Genomic DNA, 20,042 nt, shown 5'->3' on the forward strand with positions numbered 1-20,042 from the left:
TAAGTCGAGCGGTGGATAATTTATTATTTCTGTCTGAATCAAGATATTCAGAATTAACTTTGTTAAAAGTAGCCTGCTATTTGTCTTTATAATGCGGTTAATTTTGAACAGCCTGATTCAGACATTTTATTGTATTTAATCAATATTACGAACTTGCCATTGTCCTGCTTGCCAACATAATTCGCGGTTACAACCCATTGCCAGCGCATCACCCTGTTGATTAGGTAAGGCTTGAATAACATTTTCCCCAACTTGACGAAGTTGTTGGATATGGGTTTGTAACGCAGCATCTAATCCTGCTGGCGCAAAAATGGCGGTTTTTCTGATGGGTGGAATGGTGGTTAGTTCTGCCAGAATGCGTAAATCGGTACTGAAACCTGTGGCAGGACGGGCATTGCCAAAGGCTTTACCAATATTGTCGTAACGCCCACCCAGTGCAATAGCTTGTCCATGTTCAGGCACATAAGCAGCAAATACTAACCCTGTGTAGTAGTTGTAACCTCTTAATTCCGCAAGGTCAAAATGCAAGGTAAAATTGCTTAAGTGCTTATTGAGCTGTTCTAGGCTATTTAATGCCTCTAGGACTTCAGCAGGTGCTGGGGCAAGGGCTTGACGCGCTTCTGCAAGAATACTGACATCACCATTAAGTTCAATTAAGGCAGTGAGTTGTTGTTGTAATAGGGGTGATACTTGCCATATCGTTAATAAATCATGAATTTCTGTGCGCGATTTGCGTTGAATGGCGGCAAAAAGTTGGCTTTCTTGCTCACTGTTTAAGTGGGCTTGTTCGACTAAGGCGCGATAAATCCCCACATGTCCAACATCCACATGAAAGGCTTGTACACCCGTTGTTTTTAGGGTGGTCAGCAGGAGGGATAAAATTTCTGCATCGCTTTCTATCCCTGCATGTCCGTATAGTTCTACACCGACTTGTAGCAGGGAACGAGTACCTGTAAACCCTGTTGGACGGGTATGTAATACAGTGCCAAGATAGCAAAGACGACTCGGTATCTCACGTTTTAAGCGATGCGCATCAATCCGTGCGGCTTGTGGGGTCATGTCTGCTCGAATACCCATTAAACGCCCATTTAATTGGTCTATCAATTTAAAGGTTTGTAAATCGAGGTCATGACCTGCGCCAACGAGGAGGGAATCTAAATATTCAATCATGGGAGGAATGATAAGTTCATAACCCCATGTTGTATAAAGGTCTAAGAGTGTGCGGCGCAAGTGTTCCAGATGTGCCGCTTCTTCAGGCAGGGCATCGGTAATACCTGCGGGGAGTAACCAGCGATCCTGATGATTCATTAATGGATAAGGTAAAGTAAGAGTAAACCGAATAACATGCTAACAAAACCCATCATACGCAGGGTTTTATCGTTCAATTCAGCCACCGCACGGAGCGTCTGGCGAAACCTTGACGGATTAAGAAAGGGTGTCATACCTTCAATAACCATCAGTAGGGCGAAGGCAATACCAAATTCAGTCCAGATCATGTAAGAAAAATAACCGCATTAAGATAACCGTGATGAAGTGCCATGAGTTGACATGATAACGGATACTTGTGGCTGTATCGGTCGCTTAGTGACACAGCGTAAAGTATCCGTCGTTTATCAATCAAGATTATTATTCTTTCGGGGCTATAATAGGGTCTAAGCCTTTAAAGAATTTAAAAAAGTCTGAGTTTGGTTCAATAACCAATACATCATCTTTTGAATTAAAAACTTCACGGTAAGCGTTTAAGCTACGGGTCAGCGTATAGAAATCAACATTGCGATTAAAGGCACGCGCATAAATTTCAGTGGCTGTTGCGTCTCCTTCCCCACGAATTTGCTCAGCATCACGTTCAGCTTTAGAGATAATTTCCATATTTTCTCTGTCTGCCTCTGCACGAATTCGAACGGCTGCGGCTTCCCCACGTGAACGCAATTCTTTTGCGACTTGTTCCCGTGCTGCATCCATCCGTTGATAAACAGATGTACTGACATCATCGGGCAAGTTGATTTGTTTAATCCGCACGTCAACAACTTCAATCCCGAATTCACTACCACGACGATTTGCCTCAGCCGTGATAATGTCCATGATTTTCGCTCTATCACCCGAAACCACTTCTTGAATCGTGCGTTTACCAAATTCACTGCGTAAACCATCGGCAATAAATTCTGACAAGCGTCGTCCTGCATTGATTGGATTACCACCTACGCTTTTTAAATAGGCTTCTGTATCCGTAATGCGCCATTTGATAAAGGAGTCAACAATCAGATTTTTTTGTTCTCCCGTTAAAAAATGTTGCGGATTAGAATCAAACGATTGAATACGACCATCAAACTTACGAATCGTTTGGAAAAACGGGATTTTAAAATGCAGTCCCGGACTATAATCCGCCTTAACCACCCGTCCGAATTGGAGTTTTAAAGCCTTTTCCGTTTCTTGTACATAAAAAAGGGACATCATCATAATTAATAAAACAACAATACTGATAACCCCAAGAACCATTTTATTTTGTAACATTAGGGGTTTCCTCTGGTAGTGGTGCGATTATCATCACGAGAGGGTCTCTCAATAGGCTGTAAAGTGGATGATTGCGGAAATACGGTAAAGGGTGGCAGTGCTGTCGCGCTAGGCACGGCAGGTTGTGTTGTGTCCGTTGGTACAGTCGTGACGGTACGACCTGCGAATAACTTATCTAACGGCAACAACATAACGTTATTTCCACCTTTTACATCAACCATTACTTTTGTTGAGTTACTTAATACAGACTCTATGGTTTCTATATACAGACGTTTACGAGTAATTTCAGGGGCTTTTTCATACTCAGTTAAGATGCTGAGAAAGCGTTGAGTTTGACCTTCTGCCCGTGCAATAACCACTGCTTTATAGGCTTGTGCTTCTTGCCGTAAAAGCTCGGATTGTCCTGTTGCACGCTGTAATACGCCATTTGCATAGGCTTGCGCACGGTTTTTGTCACGTTCTTCATCTTCTCGTGCTTTAATAACATCAGCAAATGCGGCTTGTACGGCGGTAGGCGGTTGGGCATTTTGCATATTAACGCTAATGACAACCAAACCCGTTTTATAACGGTCGATAATCACTTGGATTAAGTCTTTAGTTTTCAGTGTCACTTTATCGCGTTCACTGGTTAAGACCTTTTCCATTTCGCTTGTGCCAACCACTTCACGCAAAGAACTTTCGGTAGCTTGTTGTAACGTACCGTCAGGGTCATTAACGTTGAATAGATAATCCCGTGCATTTGCAACACGGTATTGCACAACCAATTCAATATCAACAATATTTTCGTCCTGAGTCAACATTAAGGCACGGTGAGTGATAGCGCGAACTTGTTCAACATTGACTTTCTGAACGCTTTCAATCGGGTAAGGGAAGTGCCAATTTAAACCTTGCGTTGTTGTATTGATATAGCGACCAAAACGAGTTTCTACCCCTTGTTCAGCAGGTTGCACAACGTACCAGCCAAACATACTCCAGAGAAAGAGTAATCCAACTGCAATCATTGCCAGCAATGACCAACTAAGACCTTTGCCCATATCCCCCATATTGCCCATGCCAGAACCACCCGAACCGCCACCAAACAAACTATTCAGTTTGTCTTGTATTTTTTTCAGGATTTCATCCAGATCGGGAGGGCCTTGCTCGTTTTTACGATGTCCCCAAGGGTCTTTATTACCGTTATTACCCGGCTCGTTCCAAGCCATGTATGCTACTCCGTATTTGTTTGAATTAAATCGTTAAGTAATCATCTCACAACTAGCGTTTTTGTAGCGCATCTGCTTTAACAAAAACAATGCCGTGCCAGAATCTTGTTTAGCAATGTGCCATTACACACCCGTATTTATCATGCTTTTTTTAGTCCGCAAAATTGTACTCTGATTCTTTAATAAAGCCTGATTCTGTAATAACTTTGCATCCGAAACGACCATAGGTTTTGGTTTCAACAACGTAGTTAATACCTGATTCTTTTAACTTAAACGAAGACAGCCCATGTGTTAAGGCAAACGCTTGCAGTTCTTTTGTGGTCATTCCCTGCTGAATTTCAGCACATACCGCACGTATCCTAGACTCTGCACTTGCGAAATTGTATGTGTAATATGAGATTCCACCCAGTATTGCGATGCCAAAAATTGTATTAATTGCTTTTCTAAACCGACCCATAATGGTTTCGTTTTACTGAACCTACAGTCAAAACGTAGCTTGAACACAAGAAATACTGATGAAATCTGCACCGTGTAAGTAGCAAAACCATCAGCCGAAGCATCAAACCATATCTAGCTTATTAGTTGAATTGAAATTTCTATGTCTTTTTTAAGAAGTGCATTAATCATTTCATTTAAAGAAAAAGATTGATCTTTAGCCCGTGCCCGTAATTTTTGAATAAAAAAGGCTTTTACCTCATTATCTAAATAAATGGGGATATCTAATTCTTCTAGTGGTCTATAAAACTTTCCTTGTTCAGCATTGCTGAAATCATATTTATCTTTCATTTTAGACACCTTTGCTGATAGGTTTGTTTTTCTTTTTTGGTCGCTTTGCGAGCACTGATGATGCGCACGACCTCTTCACCATTATTATTTTTAAAAGTATGGACGACAAGCAAAATAACATCATTAAGTGATTTGCCTAATAGTATCTACCTGTCCTCATGATCAGAATGTTCACTATCATATAAGGTTAATGCGAAGGGATCTGCAAAAACGTAAGCGGCTTGCTCAAACGAAATGCTATGTTTTTGTATGTTAATGGCTTCTTTTGTCGTATCCCATTCAAATTTCATGCGTTATGGAGTGCTTTCCACGATCAAAAATCGTTATTCTAGGAAGCTTTAGGCAGACCTGTAGGCTCATCCACTACTTGTAAATCTTTTTCTGATTCAAGTAATTGAGTTAAAGTCTTGGGTAAGAGTTGGATTTTTAGCAAACTATCACCATTCTCGGCATGTTCTTCTTCTAAAACAGTACTGATTTGGTATAAACGCGAGCGTAATTGTCCATTATTTGCGGGAACACACACCCATTGTTGAATATTTATTTCATGCAATTGTTCGCTAAGTGCCATAAACAACAGATCAATACCTGCACCCGTAACCGCAGAAAGCCATACCTTGCAGATACGCCCTGATTCATCACGCTCTACATGCGGTTGTTCATCGCCGAGTTTATCAACCTTGTTATACACCAAAATTTGGCTGACATGTCGCGCTTCAATATCAGTTAGCACCTGATTAACTTGAGAAATTCTATCTTGTCGTTCAGGGTCACTGGCATCTACAACATGTAATAATAAAGTGGCTAAACGGGTTTCATCTAAGGTCGCACGAAAGGCAGCTACCAAATCATGGGGGAGTTGTTGAATAAATCCAACGGTATCCGCCAAAATAAGTGGCGTTTTATCAGGTAAATCAATTCGTCGCAAGGTTGCATCTAGGGTTGCAAACAGTTGGTTTGCCGCGTAAACATTAGCGTTGGTTAAGCGATTAAATAAAGTGGACTTTCCTGCATTCGTATAACCTACAAGAGAAATAACAGGAATTTCAGCGCGTTGTCTTGCACGTCGACTAATTTCTCGCTGTTGATTTACTTTTTCTAACCGTTTATGAATATTTTTAATCCGTCCTGCAATTAAACGACGGTCTAATTCTAATTGGGTTTCACCGGGTCCACGCAACCCAATCCCCCCTTTTTGCCGTTCCAAATGTGTCCAACCACGAATTAAACGGGTGGATAAATGCTGTAACTGCGCCAATTCAACTTGTAATTTACCTTCAAATGAGCGCGCTCGTTGCGCAAAAATATCCAAAATAAGTCCTGTTCTGTCTAATACACGACATTGCAAGGCTTTTTCTAAGTTACGTTCTTGAATCGGACTTAGCGAGTGGTTAAACAAAACAATTTCAATATCATTGGCTTTAATTGCGTCAAGAATCTCCTGCAATTTGCCTTTACCGACAAATAAGGCAGGGTCTGGCATTGGACGAGTGCCTGTAATTTGAAGGATAGGAATAGCACCCGCTGAACTGGCAAGCTCGGTAAATTCTTCCAAACTGGCTTGTTCAGTAAATTGATGAATGGTGATATGCACTAATAAGGCACGTTCCCCTGTGCGCGGGCGTTCAAACACGAGACTTTATACCCCTTGTAAATTTGTGATAATCACCTAGAACATTCACATTATATTTATCAGCGATTATCACAAATCGCTAATATCTAACCATTCTCATCTTGCATTAAATCTTCATGCGGAATCTTAACATTGCGTGCAGGAACGATTGTAGAAATCGCATGTTTATAAACCATTTGGCTAACAGCATTTTTGAGTAAGACTACAAATTGGTCAAAAGATTCAATTTGCCCTTGCAGTTTAATACCATTGACCAAGTAAATAGACACTGGCACACGTTCTTTACGCAAGGCATTCAAAAAAGGGTCTTGCAATGACTGCCCTTTACTCATAGTTTTATTCTCCGTCTTATTATCTTCTTAATAGGACATTCGTTTTTTTAGAGTGGTTAATTGAGCCACCCGCTACTTTATTATTGACGTACTTTGAGAAAGCATGGGGATTTTTACAAGCCTTTTCAACACGTGTTCGGTCATATCGGTTTGTTGGCTATCAAACCAAGTAGCATCCGCCTCAGCCCGTAACCACGTTAATTGCCGTTTAGCAAGCTGACGTGTTGCCGTAATGCTTTGTTCAACCATACCCGCGTAATCCAACTCTCCTGCAAGATACTGCCATACTTGGCGATAACCCACCGCTCGCATGGCGGGCAAACTCAAGTGCAAATCGCCACGTTTAAACAAGGTTTCTACTTCATTGACTAGCCCTTGTTCCAACATGAGTTTAAACCGCTTTGCTATTTTAGCATGTAATACTTCTCTCTGCGCAGGTGCAATAACGAATTTAAGCACATGGGGCAATGACCATGCTTTCTCCGTATTTGCGTACCATTCAGTCATTGAAACGCCAGAAATTTCATACACTTCTAAAGCACGCTGAATCCGTTGCGGGTCGTTGGGGTGAATCCGTTGCGCCGCGACTGGGTCAACCTGTGCAAGACGCGCATGTAATGCCGCTAATCCAAATGTTTCCAGTTCTTGATTTAAACGCTCTCGCACGCAAGCATCGGCTGGCGGTAAATCAGATAATCCCTGTTGTAAACTACGAAAATACAAGCCTGTACCACCCACTAATAAAGGAATTTTCCCCTTAGCCTGAATATGTTGAATATGTGCTAATGCCTCTTTGCAAAAACGGGCAGTGGAATAAGCCTCTAGGGGGTCGCAAATATCAATCAGATGATGCGGTGCAATCGACAAAATATCCGCCGTTGGTTTCGCCGTCCCGATGTCCATCCCGCGATAAACCAGAGCAGAATCCACACTAATAATTTCACAAGGAAATTGTTGAATAATGGCTACTGCAAGGTCAGTTTTACCTGCGGCAGTGGGGCCCATCAGAAAAATGCAGGGAATTTCGTTCATTGAATTAAGTTTTTGTAAAATTAAGTATTGCAAGAATATTGATAGTGACTAAAATAACAGACTGAATTAACTAACTTTCATTCAAAAGGACTCACGATGCGTTTGTTACATCATTTGGGTGATTCACCATCATTAAATGGCGACAAATGGCACTCCCATACAAACCAGCTGGGGAATTTTAGCTTCAACGCTTATTACGCAAGGGGCTAAGCTCCTGAGCAAAAAAATGTGATGAAACCACAATCCGCCAGTTTCTCAGCACAAATCGACAACTATTACGGATTGATAACCCAGACCATGAATTTATTTTGAGCCGTCACAATACCGATAACCCACAACGAACACAATTGCGCTCTAAACGGTACTATAAAAGGCCTCTAATTTATCTGACTGAAATTATTTTATATTTAGAGCCATCTCACGTTAAACAATCGTTATATTCGACACGAATACATACCCAAATAGATATAACGCCCAGACCACTTGCAACACAATATGCGTAACATCGCGTCAAGCGGTGTTACGCCTAATGCCCCTGTTATTTCAATGATATGCACTAAGACCGACCAAACCAAAATTTTCACATCTAACCCAATTGTTGGAATTACAGATAAAATGGCTCCAAACTCTGTAAATACTGCTAATCCTGATTGTCCGATTTAAACAGTTTTTACCCAACATACCCACAGTAACCCATACCCCATGACTGCCTTTGATTACACAGCCTTAGATAAACAAGGACGTACCCGTAAAGGGGTACTAGAAGGAGATACCCCACGTCAAATTCGTCAACAATTGCGTGAACAAGGGTTAACACCGTTAGTCATTGAAACGGTAATACAAGCCCGTCAACAACAACGACGACAACGGGGAATTCGAGTGAGTGCGACAGACTTAGCGTTGATAACTCGCCAACTCGCAACACTGGTTCATTCAGGTCTAGCCCTAGAGGAAACCCTCCGTGCGGTCGCCGAACAAACGGATAAACAACGTATAAAAAGTTTATTATTAGCTGTGCGCTCGCGTGTGTTAGAAGGACACAGTTTAGCCGAAGGGTTAAGCGATTTTCCCCATGTTTTTCCTGAATTATTTCGTGCAACAGTATCAGCAGGCGAACAATCAGGACATTTAGATATCGTCTTAGAACGTTTAGCAGAATATACAGAAAATCGCCAATATATGCGCCAAAAGACATTAATGGCGTTATTTTACCCCGCATTATTAACAGGTGTCGCACTCTTAGTCGTTATCGGTTTACTAGCCTATGTCGTACCACAAGTCGTGCAAGTATTTGCTAATATTAAAAAAGAATTACCTTTTTTAACTCGTGCATTGATTCAAGTGAGCGATTTTCTCAGAGAATGGGGAATCGTTTTATTAATCCTATTAGGCAGTAGCATTGCTGGCGGGCGTTATCTCCTCCGTTATGATAAATTTTTATTTCAATACCATCGCTTATTATTAAAACTACCCTTAATTTCACGAATAGAACGGGGTATGAATGTTGCCCGTTTCACGCGCACCTTAAGCATTTTGACAGAAAGCGGCGTACCCGTTTTAGATGCCTTACGCATCACGGCACAAGTCGTTTCGAATCGTCAAATGCGCCAAGCGGTTGAAGAAGTAACGAATAAAGTACGTGAAGGTAGTAGTTTACACACCGCACTTGCCGCAACAGGTTTATTTCCCCCCATGACGGTTTATTTAATTGCCAGTGGCGAAGCCAGCGGTGCATTAGAAAAAATGTTAGAACGCGCAGCAATTACCCAAGAACGTGAGTTAGAAACCTTAATCGGTATGTTATTAGCCTTGTTTGAACCATTGCTCATTTTAGTCATGGGTGGAATTGTCCTTGTTATCGTCTTAGCAATATTACTCCCTATTTTTGAATTAAATCAGCTTGTTAAATAATCAATAATTTATTTTTCTAAGAGCAAATTGCATGTTAATACGCCTATTTCTCACATGGCTGGGATTGCTTGGGTTTTATTGGGTTCATGTATGGCTTGATTGCTGGCTTGTGATACTCGCTTTATTACCGATTGTTGGCATCATCGCCATTAGCATGTTGGAATCAGCTTTAGTTCATCGGCGTGCATTTATAAATACCTATTTAAATCCAGATAATTGGCTTTATCGCCTGTTACGGGGTGGTTTTATCATGGCAACATGGCAAATTATAAAAGCACTGTTTTTTGGCTTATTTTTGCTAGTAGAAGTGATTTCGTGGGATTTTTGGGTGTGGCTGGTTTTATTGATTGACGTTGTTTTTATATTCATTGCATACCGAGTAATCAATAATTGTTTAGCAATTTATTTCCGCCCTGCTTACAGCACCATTATCAGTCGTCATTATCTTGTTATAATTAATACGGTTTTATTTTCAATCATCCTTACCATCGTGAGCTTTTACACGCCACACGCTGATTATCGCGAAATCACATGGCAACTAGCTGTTGATTATGAAACCACAAAAATACAAATTGCCTGCGACGAATTTGCAACCTTAGCACGGCTTTCCGTTACAAAAAATACGCTTAGTTGGTGGTTAGCCCAGCATTATTTAACAGGCACAAACACATCCCCACAAATTGCAATCGGTGCATGGTTATTGTTTTTACTGAGTTCCACTGCGTTTATGTGGGGTTATAGTCGTTTATTATTGGGCGCGCTGGTTTCACCCAGTCGGGTTTTTGACTTGTTGGATAATAAGAGCTTAGACCGCTCGCAAGAGTAGCTCAGACAATGCTGTTTTGTTATCCATTACGCATTTTTACTTTACACTTTTGCAAATAATCTAAATCAGGATTTTTAGCACTAATCCATATTTAAAGAGGATAATTTTTATTCAGACAGTCTCTTAATCAAGAAAGTAACTTATTCTTAGCTTCTTTGACACTACCCGTATTAGAATTAACGTTTTTTCTTGTTTGCAAGAGGTTGGTTATGACAGCGTTAAATGCCCCACAACGCGAAGCAATTCGTTATATAGATAGCCCTTTATTGGTTTTAGCAGGGGCTGGGAGCGGTAAAACGCGCGTCATTACTCATAAAATAGCCTATCTTATTCAAGATATTGGGATGAACCCCAAAAATATTGCTGCCGTTACTTTTACGAATAAAGCCGCTCGTGAAATGAAAGCGCGAGTCAGCCAACTTCTCAATAGCAAAGAAACACGTGGTTTAACCGTGTCCACCTTTCACACCTTAGGGCTTAATATCGTCCGTAAATCACACAAAGCCTTAGGCTATAAAACGGGCATGACTATTATGGATTCCCAAGACAGTGCAGGCATTTTGCGTGATTTGTTAGACGATGACTATAAACCCGATAAAGACTTTATTAACACCGCTCAGCACACTATCAGCCGTTGGAAAAATGCACTTATCTTGCCTGAAGAGGCATTAGCTCAAGCTAATCATGATACCCATTTGCAAATAGCCCAACTCTACGCTAACTACCAAAAACAGCTTAAAGCCTATAATGCTGTTGACTTTGATGACCTAATTGCCCTACCCGTTCTACTATTTACCGAACATCCTGACATTCGTGAACAGTGGCAAAACGAGCTGCGCTATCTACTGGTTGATGAATACCAAGACACTAATACCAGCCAATATCAACTTGTTCGCCTCATCACCGGTGTTCGTGGTGCGCTAACCGTGGTGGGTGATGATGACCAATCTATCTACGCATGGCGTGGCGCGCAACCTGAAAATTTACAACAGCTAACTAAAGATTATCCACGATTAAAAATTATAAAACTTGAGCAAAATTATCGCTCTAGCAACCGCATATTGCGTGCAGCAAACCGACTAATTGCCAATAACCCCCACACGATTATCAAGCAATTGTGGAGCGAAAAAGGCTTAGGTGATGAAATCCGTGTGTTATGTGCGCGTGATGATAATGATGAAGCAGAACGTGTTGTAAGCGAACTCATTCGCCATAAATTCCAACATCGCACCCAATTTAAGGACTACGCCATTTTATATCGCGGTAATCACCAATCTCGTTTATTTGAGGAAGTCCTTCGTACTCATCGAATACCCTACTATATCAGCGGGGGGACTTCATTTTTTGCACGTACCGAGATAAAAGACATCATGGCGTATTTACGCTTACTGGTGAATCATGATGATGATGCCGCGTTTATTCGTATTGCTAATACCCCGCGTCGGGAAATTGGTACAACAACCTTAGAAAAACTTGGAACTTATGCGAATAGTCGTCGCATTAGCCTAGTTAGTGCTAGCTTTGAATTGGGATTAGAAAGCCTTTTAAACTCAAGAGCCTTATTCCATCTTCGCCACTTCACCCGCTGGGTTATTGATATGGGTTACCGCGCCCAACGCGAAGCCCCCGCCACCATCGCCCGCGAAGTTGTTACCTTGATTGGTTATAAAGATTGGTTACGTAATAGTTGTAACGACGTAAAAACGGCAGATAATCGCATGGAAAACGTGGAGGAGTTATTGAGTTGGTTAGCAAAATTAGGCGAACAAGAAAAAAATTTAACGGAAATCGTCTCACATATCACACTGATGGATATGTTAGAACGACAAAACGAAGAAAATGAAATGGATAGTGTTGCATTGATGACTTTGCACGCGGCTAAAGGCTTAGAATTTCCACACGTATTTATAGTCGGTATGGAAGAAAATTTATTGCCACATCAAAATAGTACAGATGAAGCAAGTATTTTAGAAGAACGTCGTTTAGCCTATGTAGGCATCACCCGTGCGCAAAAAAGTTTAATCATGACGTTGACACAGAAACGCCGTCGTTACGGTGAAATGATAGACACCGAACCCAGCCGTTTTTTACAGGAGTTACCCGCAGAAGATTTGCTTTGGGAAGGGATGCCATTATTAACAAAACATCCACATCAACGCCAAAGCGTGCCAAAAACAGAGGCGGAGAAGAAAGCGACGGGAGCGGCTCACATGGCACATCTGCGGGCGATGCTGGAGAAAAAGTAGATATTCAGGTGATTGCGAATAAATTTGTACCTATTTTCACAGCCCTTTCCAGCGTTGTTTGACCGCTGCTTGATGTAATGCTAGCCATTGCAAGGCAATAATGGCTGGTGATGAACGAATAACGCCATTATCAATCAACGCAAGTGCCTCAGTCACAGAAACAACATGCGCTTGAATATCTTCATTTTCATCAGCTAAACCATGCACACCGCCGACTTTGCTTGCATCCACTTGTCCGCAAAATAGTTGACATGTTTCTGTCGTTCCGCCCGGACTTAGTAATATATTATGTAAGGGAATCACATTAGTAACGACACAGCCTGCTTCTTCTTCTGCCTCACGGTGGGCAACATCAAGCGGGGTTTCGTTGGGTTCAATAATGCCTGCAATAATTTCCCATAGCCATGATTGTTCAGGATTTTCTAAGTTTAATGCCCCTGTTCTAAATTGTTCAACTAATACAACTTGTTCAAGAATAGGGTCGTATGGTAGTAAGGCGACCGCGTGACCACGTTCGAATACTTCGCGGGTAATATCACCACTCCAACCGCCGCGAAATAACGTATGGCGCAATTGGTATTTAACAATTTTAAAATAGCCATTATAGGCGATGGTTTTATTGAGTAATTCTATTTGTTTGGGGAAGGGAGGAGACACAGAAAATTCCTAATATTAGGCGGTTTATGCAGGTGTTTTTTTAGCGATGGAAACAGTAAAAACGATAAAAAAGGGGAAAAATCCCCTTTTTTTAATCTAACACTTACTCAGGGTCTTTTTTATCAACATCACCACATGCAATAACTTGGGTATCTGTTGCAATCATGCCTGTAACAGATGTTTGTGCAAATGTTGTTGCACTGGTCAGTAAAGCCGCAATAAAAACCATACTTAATAGTGATTTAATCATCATAAACGAACCTCTACTGAAACGATTGTGAAGGTTATCTGATTATGGTTATCCATCGCTAGGCTTTCAAGGGTTTTATAGTTAATAGACCGATGCGTATATAAGGCTTAACTATTCATTTTATTCATTGAATAGTAACAGGTCATTATTTTGCCTGTCCTTGATTGGCGACCGAATTAACGGCTGCTTCTACGGCTGCTTGGTCGCCCAAGTAATAGTGTTTGATGGGCTTACAATTTTCGTCTAATTCATAGACTAAAGGAATAGCGGTGGGAATATTTAAGCCCACAATATCTGTTTCCGACACATTGTCCAAATATTTGATTAGTGAACGAATACTATTGCCATGTGCAACGATAATGATTTTTTTGCCCGCTTTAATATTAGGCACAATGGTTTCTTCCCAATAAGGCACAAAACGGCTGACGGTTTCTTTTAAACTTTCTGTCAGGGGCAATTCTGCTTCACTGAGGCTGTGATAACGTGGGTCGTTACCTGCATAACGTGCATCCGTCTTTTCTAAGGCAGGGGGTGGAACATCATAGCTACGTCGCCATACCTTAACCATTTCCTCACCATGTTGTTGCGCGACTTCGGTTTTATTTAGTCCTTGTAACGCGCCATAATGCCGTTCGTTTAATCGCCAGTTGCGATAGACAGGAATCCACATTAAATCCATTTGGTCTAAAGTAATCCACAGGGTACGAATGGCTCTTTTCAACACGGAAGTATAGGCAATATCAAATATAAAGCCTTCTTTTTTCAAAAGTTGTCCTGCTTGTGTTGCTTCTTCTAATCCTTTAGCAGACAGTTCAACATCTGTCCAACCTGTGAAGCGGTTTTCTTTATTCCAAACACTTTCACCGTGTCTGAGTAAAACGATTTTGTACATAGTAAACTCTTTTAATAGGTTGATAAGTCAAATTTAGTAAGTGGTTTAAAGTCTATTCTTTTAACGATTTTTAGGAGAAAAAGGCTTTCTGGGTATAAAAATGAAATTTATATAGGTAGATAGTGCTTTTTAGGGCAATATTATATTGTGTACTGAGGGAAAAAAGTTGGTTTTAATCATGGTCTCTGATTTAAAATAATATCTTGTCCTGTAAGTAGGTTAGATTAATTAATCAGGCGATTAATTTTAACCCGAAATAGGAGAATGTCCAGATATTTACCTACATTTTGGTGGTTTTTTTACATTAGAATATTAAAATATATTAATTAAAAATTAAGCCATGAATATAAACCAACGATTTACACAAGTTTGTTATATAATAAGAGCGTAGAGAAGCAAAATAGCGAACATGCTTTATAAAAAGACGGACTGCATAGCAGATAACTTGAAATAGCTAGCATTTGGCAATATTTAATAGTAGCAAATAGCAGGCTTTGTGTGGAAACAGAATTTATGGCAGAGAACATTCAACCGATTGCGCTGATTACCCACGATGATGATATTGAACGTGCAGCGCGTTCGATGAAAGCAATGTCTCATCCCTTGCGATTAAAAATTTTATGCACATTGGGTGAGAATGAATTAAGCGTACAAGACATTGTAGAACAAGTCGGTACGTCACAAAGTAATATTTCACAACATTTAGCCATTTTGCGGGATAAGGGTATTTTAACATCACGTAAAGATGCAAATCGTGTTTATTATCGTGTAGGTGATGCGCGAACCCTTCGTTTAATCAGTATGATGCGTGAAGTTTTTTGCTCGTTTTGTAGCTAATGACTTGCATGAAATATAATGATCCCCCTCTCAAACGGATTGAGTTGGGGATTATTCTTTTGTATCGTGGGCACAAATTTATTTGCCCCTCATTTCTATAGATTAACTGTGGAGAAATAAACGAATGGGACAATTGATGGAATTTGTAGGCAATCATCCTTTTTTATTTATAGCGTTGTTTGTGGTTACGGGGATGTTAGCGTGGCACACACTAAATAGTTTACAAGGTGGGGTTTCATTACAGCCTCAAGAAGTAACCATGAAAATCAATCATGATGATGCCATTGTGGTTGATGTGCGGGAAGAGAGTGAATATATTCAAGGGCATATCATTAACTCACTGCATATTCCCTTGGGCAGTTTGGAAGGCAAATTGAATCGATTAGAAAAATACCGTTCTCGCCCAATCGTCGTCAGTTGCATGTCTGGACAACGCTCTGCAAGTGCCGTAGGGATTCTCAAGAAAAATGGTTTCGAGAATGTGTATAATTTGGGCGGCGGAATAATGGCATGGCAAAACGCAAATTTACCCGTAACCAAAGGCAAGGAAAGCAAAGAGAAGCTTGGAACAGAAGTGACTATTGAAAAAGCTTAATAAATACGCGCTATATGTAAAATATCGCATTCGTTTTTTTATTTTTTGAGGAGTGTAACTGTGGCAGACGAAAATCAACAAGTACAAGAAAATTTTCAAATTGGTACGATTTATATTAAAGATGTCTCTTTTGAAACCACCAGCTCTCCCGACGTGTGGAATGCACAAGGGAAATTAGCCCCAGAAACAGAAATTAGCAGTAGTATTAATGTTCTACGTCAAGATGTCTATGAAGTCATCCTGAAAATTAATGTAACAGTTAAAGTAGAAGACAGCACTGCATTTATTATTGAAATTCAACAAGCTGGTGTTTTTGTGGTTCAAGGCTTTATTCCTGAACGCTTAAATTACATGTTGCACAGCTATTGCCTAAATATCCTCTTTCCTTACGCCCGTGCGAATGTTGCCGACCTCGTCATGCGTGGCGGATTCCCTCCTTTAACACTTGGCATCATGAATTTCGACGCGATGTATGCGCAACGGATGCAACAACTCCGTGACGAAGCTGCTGCTAAAAGCACAACAACAGCAACTGCCTAATTTCCTATCACTTGATAAAACACGTTGCATGTTATTGCCGTCCGCCTTATTAGTTTTCGGGGCAGGGTCATGGGGAACTGCATTAGCCCTTGTACTTGCCCGCCAACACTATCCCGTTTATTTATGGGGCAAAAACCCTGACCATGTTCGCACAATGCAGGAACAACGCTGTAATGCGCGGTTTCTGCCAAATGCGGCTTTTCCTGATAACCTGCAAGCTGTGACAGATTTCGCTACGCTTATGCCTGCGGTGCAAGATATTATTATCGTTGTTCCCAGTCATGGTTTTCGGGAAACCTTACAAAAAATTAAACCCTATGTCACATCTCAACACCGCCTATGCTGGGCGACAAAAGGGCTAGAATATCAAACAGGGCTACTATTACATGAAGTTGCCCGTGCAGAATTAGGCGAAAATATTCCGTTAGCGGTATTGTCAGGTCCTTCATTTGCGAGTGAAGTCGCCGCAGCGTTACCAACGGCTGTTACCATTGCGACAAATGATACGGCTTATGCACGTCATCTTGCCCAATTGTTTCATCACTCCTCGTTTCGTGCTTATACCAGCAACGATATGGTTGGCGTGCAAATTGGCGGCGCGGTGAAAAACGTAATTGCCATTGCGACAGGTATTGCTGACGGACTAAAAATGGGTGCAAATACCCGAGCGGCTCTAATAACACGGGGACTTAGTGAAATCGTGCGCTTAGGAACAGCACTGGGTGGACAGCGTGAAACCTTTATGGGATTAGCGGGATTAGGCGATTTAGTTTTAACCTGTACAGATAACCAATCGCGTAATCGACGTTTTGGCTACTATCTTGCGCAGGGAACAGACATTACCAGCGCACAAGCGCAAGTTGGACAAGTGGTTGAGGGCGTACACGCCGCGACTATCACTCACCAACTAGCACAAAAACACGCGGTAGAAATGCCGATTGTAGAACATGTCAACCACGTTTTAACAGGACAATGCACGCTATTAGAAGCTGCACAAGCCCTGTTAGCCCGCGAACCGAAGCCAGAAATGTGATAATAATGAGCGATAAATCAATTGAAGCCCGCGCTTTACTATTGGAAAATAAACACGGCGTACTCTCCACCTTATTAGCAGACGACCCACAATATCCATTCGGTTCAATCGTCCCTTACTGTTTGGACAGACTAGGCAACCCGCTGATTCTCATTAGCCGATTAGCCCAACATAGTAAAAATATTTTGGCACACCCTAAGGTTTCGCTCACCATTAACCAAGCAACCACAGGTAATGTGCTAATGGCACCGCGTTTAACCTGTTTAGCGGATGTCGGTTCGCTGGCAACGGATGATGAAGACAGTAAAACACGTTACTATCGTTATTATCCTGAAGGTGAAGCGTATCACCAACAACTGGATTTTCATTTTTATCGCCTCATTATTAAAAAAGCCCTTTATATTGGCGGATTTGGACGAATAGAATGGTTAGCCAGTGATGAATTGGTCAAACCCAATCCATTAAGTGCAGAAGAAGAACAGCAAGTGCTGACACACTTTAATACAGAACATCAAGCCGCGTTGCGTCACTATTACCAAACGTCGCAACACGTAGTGATTGATGTACGGCAAACACTCACAATGGTTGGTGTGGACAGTGATGGCTTTGATGTGCGGGCAGTAGAACGATTGCATCGTTTTGCTTTCAACCAAACGATTAAAGATATAACCGAGGTTAGACAAGCCCTCGTGGCAATGGCGCAGGTGTAGAAAAATCAATGAATCTGAATTTTTTAGAGTTTGAACAACCCATCGCAGAACTTGAAGCAAAAATTGATGAATTACGCTATGTTGGTAAAGATAATGAAATCAACATCAGTGATGAAATAGAACGGCTCAAAAATAAAAGTGAAGAACTAACCCGTTCTATTTTCAGCGCGCTCAGCGCGTGGCAAATCGCCCAACTGGCGCGCCATCCGCAACGCCCCTACCTATTAGACTATATCGAACATGTCTTTACTGAATTTAAAGAATTACATGGTGATAGAGCGTTTGCCGACGACGAAGCGATTATCGGTGGATTAGCCCGCTTAGCGGGTCGTTCCGTAATGGTTATTGGACACCAAAAAGGGCGCAGCACACGGGAAAAAATTCAACGCAATTTTGGAATGCCCCGCCCAGAAGGCTACCGTAAAGCCTTACGACTAATGCGCATGGCAGAACGATTTCGCTTACCCATTTTAACCTTCATCGACACCCCCGGTGCTTATCCCGGTGTGGACGCAGAAGAACGTGGACAAAGCGAAGCTATTGCCCGTAACCTCTACGAAATGATAGGGCTAACAGTACCTATTATCTGCACAGTGGTTGGCGAAGGCGGGTCGGGCGGTGCGCTAGCCATTGGGGTTGGCGATAGAGTTGCCATGTTGGAATACAGCACATACTCCGTGATTTCACCCGAAGGTTGCGCATCTATTTTATGGAAAAGCGCGGATAAAGCCCCAGAAGCGGCAGAAGCAATGAATTTAACCTCTAAACGCTTAAAAGAATTGGGGCTAATTGACATCATTATCCCTGAACCATTAGGTGGGGCGCATCGAGACGTACCGCAAATGATGGAAAATATGAGTCAAATTTTACAAAGCACACTGAAAGTCTTAGACGAACTAACCATAGAAGACCTATTAGAGTCTCGCTATCAACGGTTTATGCAATTTGGTGTGTTTGAAGAAGCATAAATTAGGATTCACCCACGCACTCCCCGAGCCAGTGGCATGACTGACCATGACCAAAGTTATAAACTATTCTTTTCACACCCAGAAATGGTCAAAGACTTATTACAAGGCTTTGTTCATGAAGATTGGGTGCAAGAACTAGATTTTTCCACATTAGAAAAAGTCAGTGGTCAGTTTACCAGTGAAGACTTACGCAGTCGGGACAACGATATTATCTGGCGAATTCGTTGGCAAAATAAATGGTTGTACGTGTATATTCTGATGGAATTTCAATCTAGTATAGATAACTACATGGCAATACGCCTAATGGTTTACATCGGCTTACTCTATCAAGACCTGATAAAAAGTGGCATAACCACTGACAAATTGCCGCCTGTTTTGCCCATTGTTTTGTACAACGGTAGTCGACGGTGGACAGCCCCTCTAAATGTACAAGATTTGATAGAACCTTCCCCCTTACAAAACTACCAACCCCAACTACACTATTTACTAATAGACGAAGGCAGTTACACCACAGCAGAATTATCCTCTTTACACAACCTAGTTGCTGCGTTATTCCGCATAGAAAAAGGGCAAACGGAAGCAGAAATTATTGCTGTATTAAACGCACTGATTGAGTGGCTCAAAGCCCCCGAACAACTCAGCATCAGAAATACCTTTGTGATATGGCTAAAACGGGTTTACATACCTAAACATTTACCCGATAGTCAGTTATCGAACTTAGTAGAACTACAGGAGATAAAAGTTATGTTAGCCGAACGTGTAGAGGCTTGGTATGCAGAAGGCATTCAAAAAGGACGAGAAGAAGGCAAATTAGAAGGAATACTTGAAGGCAAATTAGAGGGTAAAATAGAAGGAAAACAAGATGCTGTTCTCAATTGTTTAAGCCTCCGTTTTGGTAAACCCGCTTTAGAAATTCAACAGATTATCTACAATGCACAAGATACCGCAACTTTAGATGAACTGATGAAACATGCCCTATTTGCAGATTCTTTGGCTACTTTTCAACAATTAGCTCAGATTAAACATTGATAAACTAGAATAAAATTACACAAGACATTGTTTCTTAAAAATCTATGACTCA

The 20,042-nt window shown here is 41.3% G+C and carries 22 protein-coding genes and 1 pseudogene; 10 read left to right on the forward strand and 13 right to left on the reverse strand.

The genetic code is table 11. From position 1 onward, the window contains the following. Positions 1-135: 135 nt before the first annotated feature. From AL038_RS08230 to miaA, 10 genes and pseudogenes are all read right to left on the reverse strand, one after another. Positions 136-1,308, reverse strand: a complete 1,173-nt coding sequence (locus tag AL038_RS08230; RefSeq protein ID WP_062151618.1) for an ATP phosphoribosyltransferase regulatory subunit — start codon at positions 1,306-1,308, stop codon at positions 136-138. Beyond that, positions 1,308-1,496, reverse strand: a complete 189-nt coding sequence (locus AL038_RS08235; protein WP_201800144.1) for a DUF2065 domain-containing protein — start codon at positions 1,494-1,496, stop codon at positions 1,308-1,310. Before AL038_RS08235 ends, AL038_RS08230 begins: the two co-directional genes overlap by 1 nt. 130 nt (positions 1,497-1,626) lie before the next feature. Further along, positions 1,627-2,511, reverse strand: coding sequence for a protease modulator HflC (gene hflC / locus AL038_RS08240; RefSeq protein ID WP_062151620.1), 885 nt, complete (start codon positions 2,509-2,511; stop codon positions 1,627-1,629). Next, positions 2,511-3,713: an FtsH protease activity modulator HflK gene (hflK, locus tag AL038_RS08245; RefSeq protein ID WP_062151621.1), complete on the reverse strand. Its 1,203-nt coding sequence runs from the start codon at positions 3,711-3,713 to the stop codon at positions 2,511-2,513. Before hflK ends, hflC begins: the two co-directional genes overlap by 1 nt. Before the next feature lie 151 nt (positions 3,714-3,864). Next, positions 3,865-4,170, reverse strand: coding sequence for a hypothetical protein (locus AL038_RS08250; protein WP_145917075.1), 306 nt, complete (start codon positions 4,168-4,170; stop codon positions 3,865-3,867). A gap of 113 nt (positions 4,171-4,283) precedes the next feature. Then, a complete protein-coding gene (locus AL038_RS08255) occupies positions 4,284-4,499 on the reverse strand; it encodes a hypothetical protein (protein ID WP_062151631.1) in 216 nt (71 codons plus the stop codon). Beyond that, positions 4,496-4,789: pseudogene (locus AL038_RS18875) on the reverse strand (BrnT family toxin). The gene AL038_RS08255 and the pseudogene AL038_RS18875 overlap by 4 nt, the downstream one beginning before the upstream one ends. Before the next feature lie 38 nt (positions 4,790-4,827). After that, positions 4,828-6,132: a ribosome rescue GTPase HflX gene (gene hflX / locus AL038_RS08265; RefSeq protein WP_062151634.1), complete on the reverse strand. Its 1,305-nt coding sequence runs from the start codon at positions 6,130-6,132 to the stop codon at positions 4,828-4,830. A gap of 86 nt (positions 6,133-6,218) precedes the next feature. Continuing rightward, complete coding sequence (gene hfq / locus AL038_RS08270) at positions 6,219-6,464, reverse strand: RNA chaperone Hfq (protein ID WP_002683997.1); 246 nt, start codon at positions 6,462-6,464, stop codon at positions 6,219-6,221. Between the two features lie 72 nt (positions 6,465-6,536). Beyond that, positions 6,537-7,469 (reverse strand): tRNA (adenosine(37)-N6)-dimethylallyltransferase MiaA, encoded by a 933-nt coding sequence (miaA, locus tag AL038_RS08275; RefSeq protein WP_236839501.1) that lies wholly within the window; start codon positions 7,467-7,469, stop codon positions 6,537-6,539. Positions 7,470-8,198: 729 nt separating this feature from the next. Between miaA and gspF the strand changes: the two genes are divergently transcribed. From gspF to rep, 3 genes are all read left to right on the forward strand, one after another. Beyond that, positions 8,199-9,407, forward strand: a complete 1,209-nt coding sequence (gspF, locus tag AL038_RS08280) for a type II secretion system inner membrane protein GspF (RefSeq protein ID WP_062151640.1) — start codon at positions 8,199-8,201, stop codon at positions 9,405-9,407. Between the two features lie 31 nt (positions 9,408-9,438). Beyond that, the gene (locus AL038_RS08285; protein ID WP_062151643.1) at positions 9,439-10,233 is read left to right on the forward strand and encodes a hypothetical protein; all 795 of its coding nucleotides are present in this window, start codon (positions 9,439-9,441) and stop codon (positions 10,231-10,233) included. Positions 10,234-10,442: 209 nt separating this feature from the next. Beyond that, positions 10,443-12,479, forward strand: coding sequence for a DNA helicase Rep (rep, locus tag AL038_RS08290; protein ID WP_062151646.1), 2,037 nt, complete (start codon positions 10,443-10,445; stop codon positions 12,477-12,479). Positions 12,480-12,515: 36 nt separating this feature from the next. Here the strand turns inward: rep and AL038_RS08295 are convergent, their stop codons facing one another. The 3 genes from AL038_RS08295 to gpmA form a co-directional block, all read right to left on the reverse strand. Continuing rightward, positions 12,516-13,136, reverse strand: coding sequence for an NUDIX domain-containing protein (locus tag AL038_RS08295; RefSeq protein WP_062151649.1), 621 nt, complete (start codon positions 13,134-13,136; stop codon positions 12,516-12,518). 103 nt (positions 13,137-13,239) lie between these two features. Then, a complete protein-coding gene (locus AL038_RS08300) occupies positions 13,240-13,389 on the reverse strand; it encodes a hypothetical protein (RefSeq protein ID WP_161575453.1) in 150 nt (49 codons plus the stop codon). A 142-nt stretch (positions 13,390-13,531) separates the two neighbouring features. After that, positions 13,532-14,278: a 2,3-diphosphoglycerate-dependent phosphoglycerate mutase gene (gene gpmA / locus AL038_RS08305; RefSeq protein WP_062151652.1), complete on the reverse strand. Its 747-nt coding sequence runs from the start codon at positions 14,276-14,278 to the stop codon at positions 13,532-13,534. 513 nt (positions 14,279-14,791) lie between these two features. On the opposite strand from gpmA, the gene AL038_RS08310 reads away from it, so the two are divergent. From AL038_RS08310 to AL038_RS08340, 7 genes are all read left to right on the forward strand, one after another. Beyond that, on the forward strand, positions 14,792-15,115 hold the full coding sequence (locus AL038_RS08310; protein WP_062155422.1) for an ArsR/SmtB family transcription factor: 324 nt from the start codon (positions 14,792-14,794) through the stop codon (positions 15,113-15,115). Positions 15,116-15,239: 124 nt separating this feature from the next. After that, a complete protein-coding gene (locus AL038_RS08315; RefSeq protein WP_062151655.1) occupies positions 15,240-15,710 on the forward strand; it encodes a rhodanese-like domain-containing protein in 471 nt (156 codons plus the stop codon). Positions 15,711-15,770: 60 nt separating this feature from the next. Further along, positions 15,771-16,250: a protein-export chaperone SecB gene (secB, locus tag AL038_RS08320; RefSeq protein WP_062151658.1), complete on the forward strand. Its 480-nt coding sequence runs from the start codon at positions 15,771-15,773 to the stop codon at positions 16,248-16,250. Beyond that, positions 16,207-17,283, forward strand: a complete 1,077-nt coding sequence (locus tag AL038_RS08325) for an NAD(P)H-dependent glycerol-3-phosphate dehydrogenase (RefSeq protein ID WP_336603612.1) — start codon at positions 16,207-16,209, stop codon at positions 17,281-17,283. Before secB ends, AL038_RS08325 begins: the two co-directional genes overlap by 44 nt. A 5-nt stretch (positions 17,284-17,288) precedes the next feature. Continuing rightward, positions 17,289-17,993: a HugZ family pyridoxamine 5'-phosphate oxidase gene (locus tag AL038_RS08330; protein ID WP_066246111.1), complete on the forward strand. Its 705-nt coding sequence runs from the start codon at positions 17,289-17,291 to the stop codon at positions 17,991-17,993. Positions 17,994-18,001: 8 nt separating this feature from the next. Next, complete coding sequence (accA, locus tag AL038_RS08335; protein WP_062151664.1) at positions 18,002-18,961, forward strand: acetyl-CoA carboxylase carboxyl transferase subunit alpha; 960 nt, start codon at positions 18,002-18,004, stop codon at positions 18,959-18,961. A 36-nt stretch (positions 18,962-18,997) separates the two neighbouring features. After that, positions 18,998-19,990 carry an Rpn family recombination-promoting nuclease/putative transposase gene (locus AL038_RS08340; RefSeq protein WP_062151666.1) on the forward strand — a complete coding sequence of 331 codons (993 nt, stop codon included), beginning with the start codon at positions 18,998-19,000 and terminating at the stop codon, positions 19,988-19,990. The last annotated feature ends 52 nt before the right edge of the window (positions 19,991-20,042 follow it).

It is taken from the genome of Beggiatoa leptomitoformis (assembly GCF_001305575.3).
In the GTDB taxonomy this organism is placed as follows: Bacteria; Pseudomonadota; Gammaproteobacteria; order Beggiatoales; family Beggiatoaceae; genus Beggiatoa; species Beggiatoa leptomitoformis.

What these genes read in the sequence shown, in the direction of transcription:
- AL038_RS08230 (WP_062151618.1), bottom strand. Translation starts at nt 1,308, where the DNA reads ATGAATCATCAGGATCGCTGGTTACTCCCCGCAGGTATTACCGATGCC.
- AL038_RS08235 (WP_201800144.1), bottom strand. Translation starts at nt 1,496, where the DNA reads ATGATCTGGACTGAATTTGGTATTGCCTTCGCCCTACTGATGGTTATT.
- hflC (WP_062151620.1), bottom strand. Translation starts at nt 2,511, where the DNA reads ATGTTACAAAATAAAATGGTTCTTGGGGTTATCAGTATTGTTGTTTTA.
- hflK (WP_062151621.1), bottom strand. Translation starts at nt 3,713, where the DNA reads ATGGCTTGGAACGAGCCGGGTAATAACGGTAATAAAGACCCTTGGGGA.
- AL038_RS08250 (WP_145917075.1), bottom strand. Translation starts at nt 4,170, where the DNA reads ATGGGTCGGTTTAGAAAAGCAATTAATACAATTTTTGGCATCGCAATA.
- AL038_RS08255 (WP_062151631.1), bottom strand. Translation starts at nt 4,499, where the DNA reads ATGAAAGATAAATATGATTTCAGCAATGCTGAACAAGGAAAGTTTTAT.
- hfq (WP_002683997.1), bottom strand. Translation starts at nt 6,464, where the DNA reads ATGAGTAAAGGGCAGTCATTGCAAGACCCTTTTTTGAATGCCTTGCGT.
- miaA (WP_236839501.1), bottom strand. Translation starts at nt 7,469, where the DNA reads ATGGGCCCCACTGCCGCAGGTAAAACTGACCTTGCAGTAGCCATTATT.
- gspF (WP_062151640.1), top strand. Translation starts at nt 8,199, where the DNA reads ATGACTGCCTTTGATTACACAGCCTTAGATAAACAAGGACGTACCCGT.
- AL038_RS08285 (WP_062151643.1), top strand. Translation starts at nt 9,439, where the DNA reads ATGTTAATACGCCTATTTCTCACATGGCTGGGATTGCTTGGGTTTTAT.
- rep (WP_062151646.1), top strand. Translation starts at nt 10,443, where the DNA reads ATGACAGCGTTAAATGCCCCACAACGCGAAGCAATTCGTTATATAGAT.
- AL038_RS08300 (WP_161575453.1), bottom strand. Translation starts at nt 13,389, where the DNA reads ATGATGATTAAATCACTATTAAGTATGGTTTTTATTGCGGCTTTACTG.
- gpmA (WP_062151652.1), bottom strand. Translation starts at nt 14,278, where the DNA reads ATGTACAAAATCGTTTTACTCAGACACGGTGAAAGTGTTTGGAATAAA.
- AL038_RS08310 (WP_062155422.1), top strand. Translation starts at nt 14,792, where the DNA reads ATGGCAGAGAACATTCAACCGATTGCGCTGATTACCCACGATGATGAT.
- AL038_RS08315 (WP_062151655.1), top strand. Translation starts at nt 15,240, where the DNA reads ATGGGACAATTGATGGAATTTGTAGGCAATCATCCTTTTTTATTTATA.
- AL038_RS08330 (WP_066246111.1), top strand. Translation starts at nt 17,289, where the DNA reads ATGAGCGATAAATCAATTGAAGCCCGCGCTTTACTATTGGAAAATAAA.
- accA (WP_062151664.1), top strand. Translation starts at nt 18,002, where the DNA reads ATGAATCTGAATTTTTTAGAGTTTGAACAACCCATCGCAGAACTTGAA.
- AL038_RS08340 (WP_062151666.1), top strand. Translation starts at nt 18,998, where the DNA reads ATGACTGACCATGACCAAAGTTATAAACTATTCTTTTCACACCCAGAA.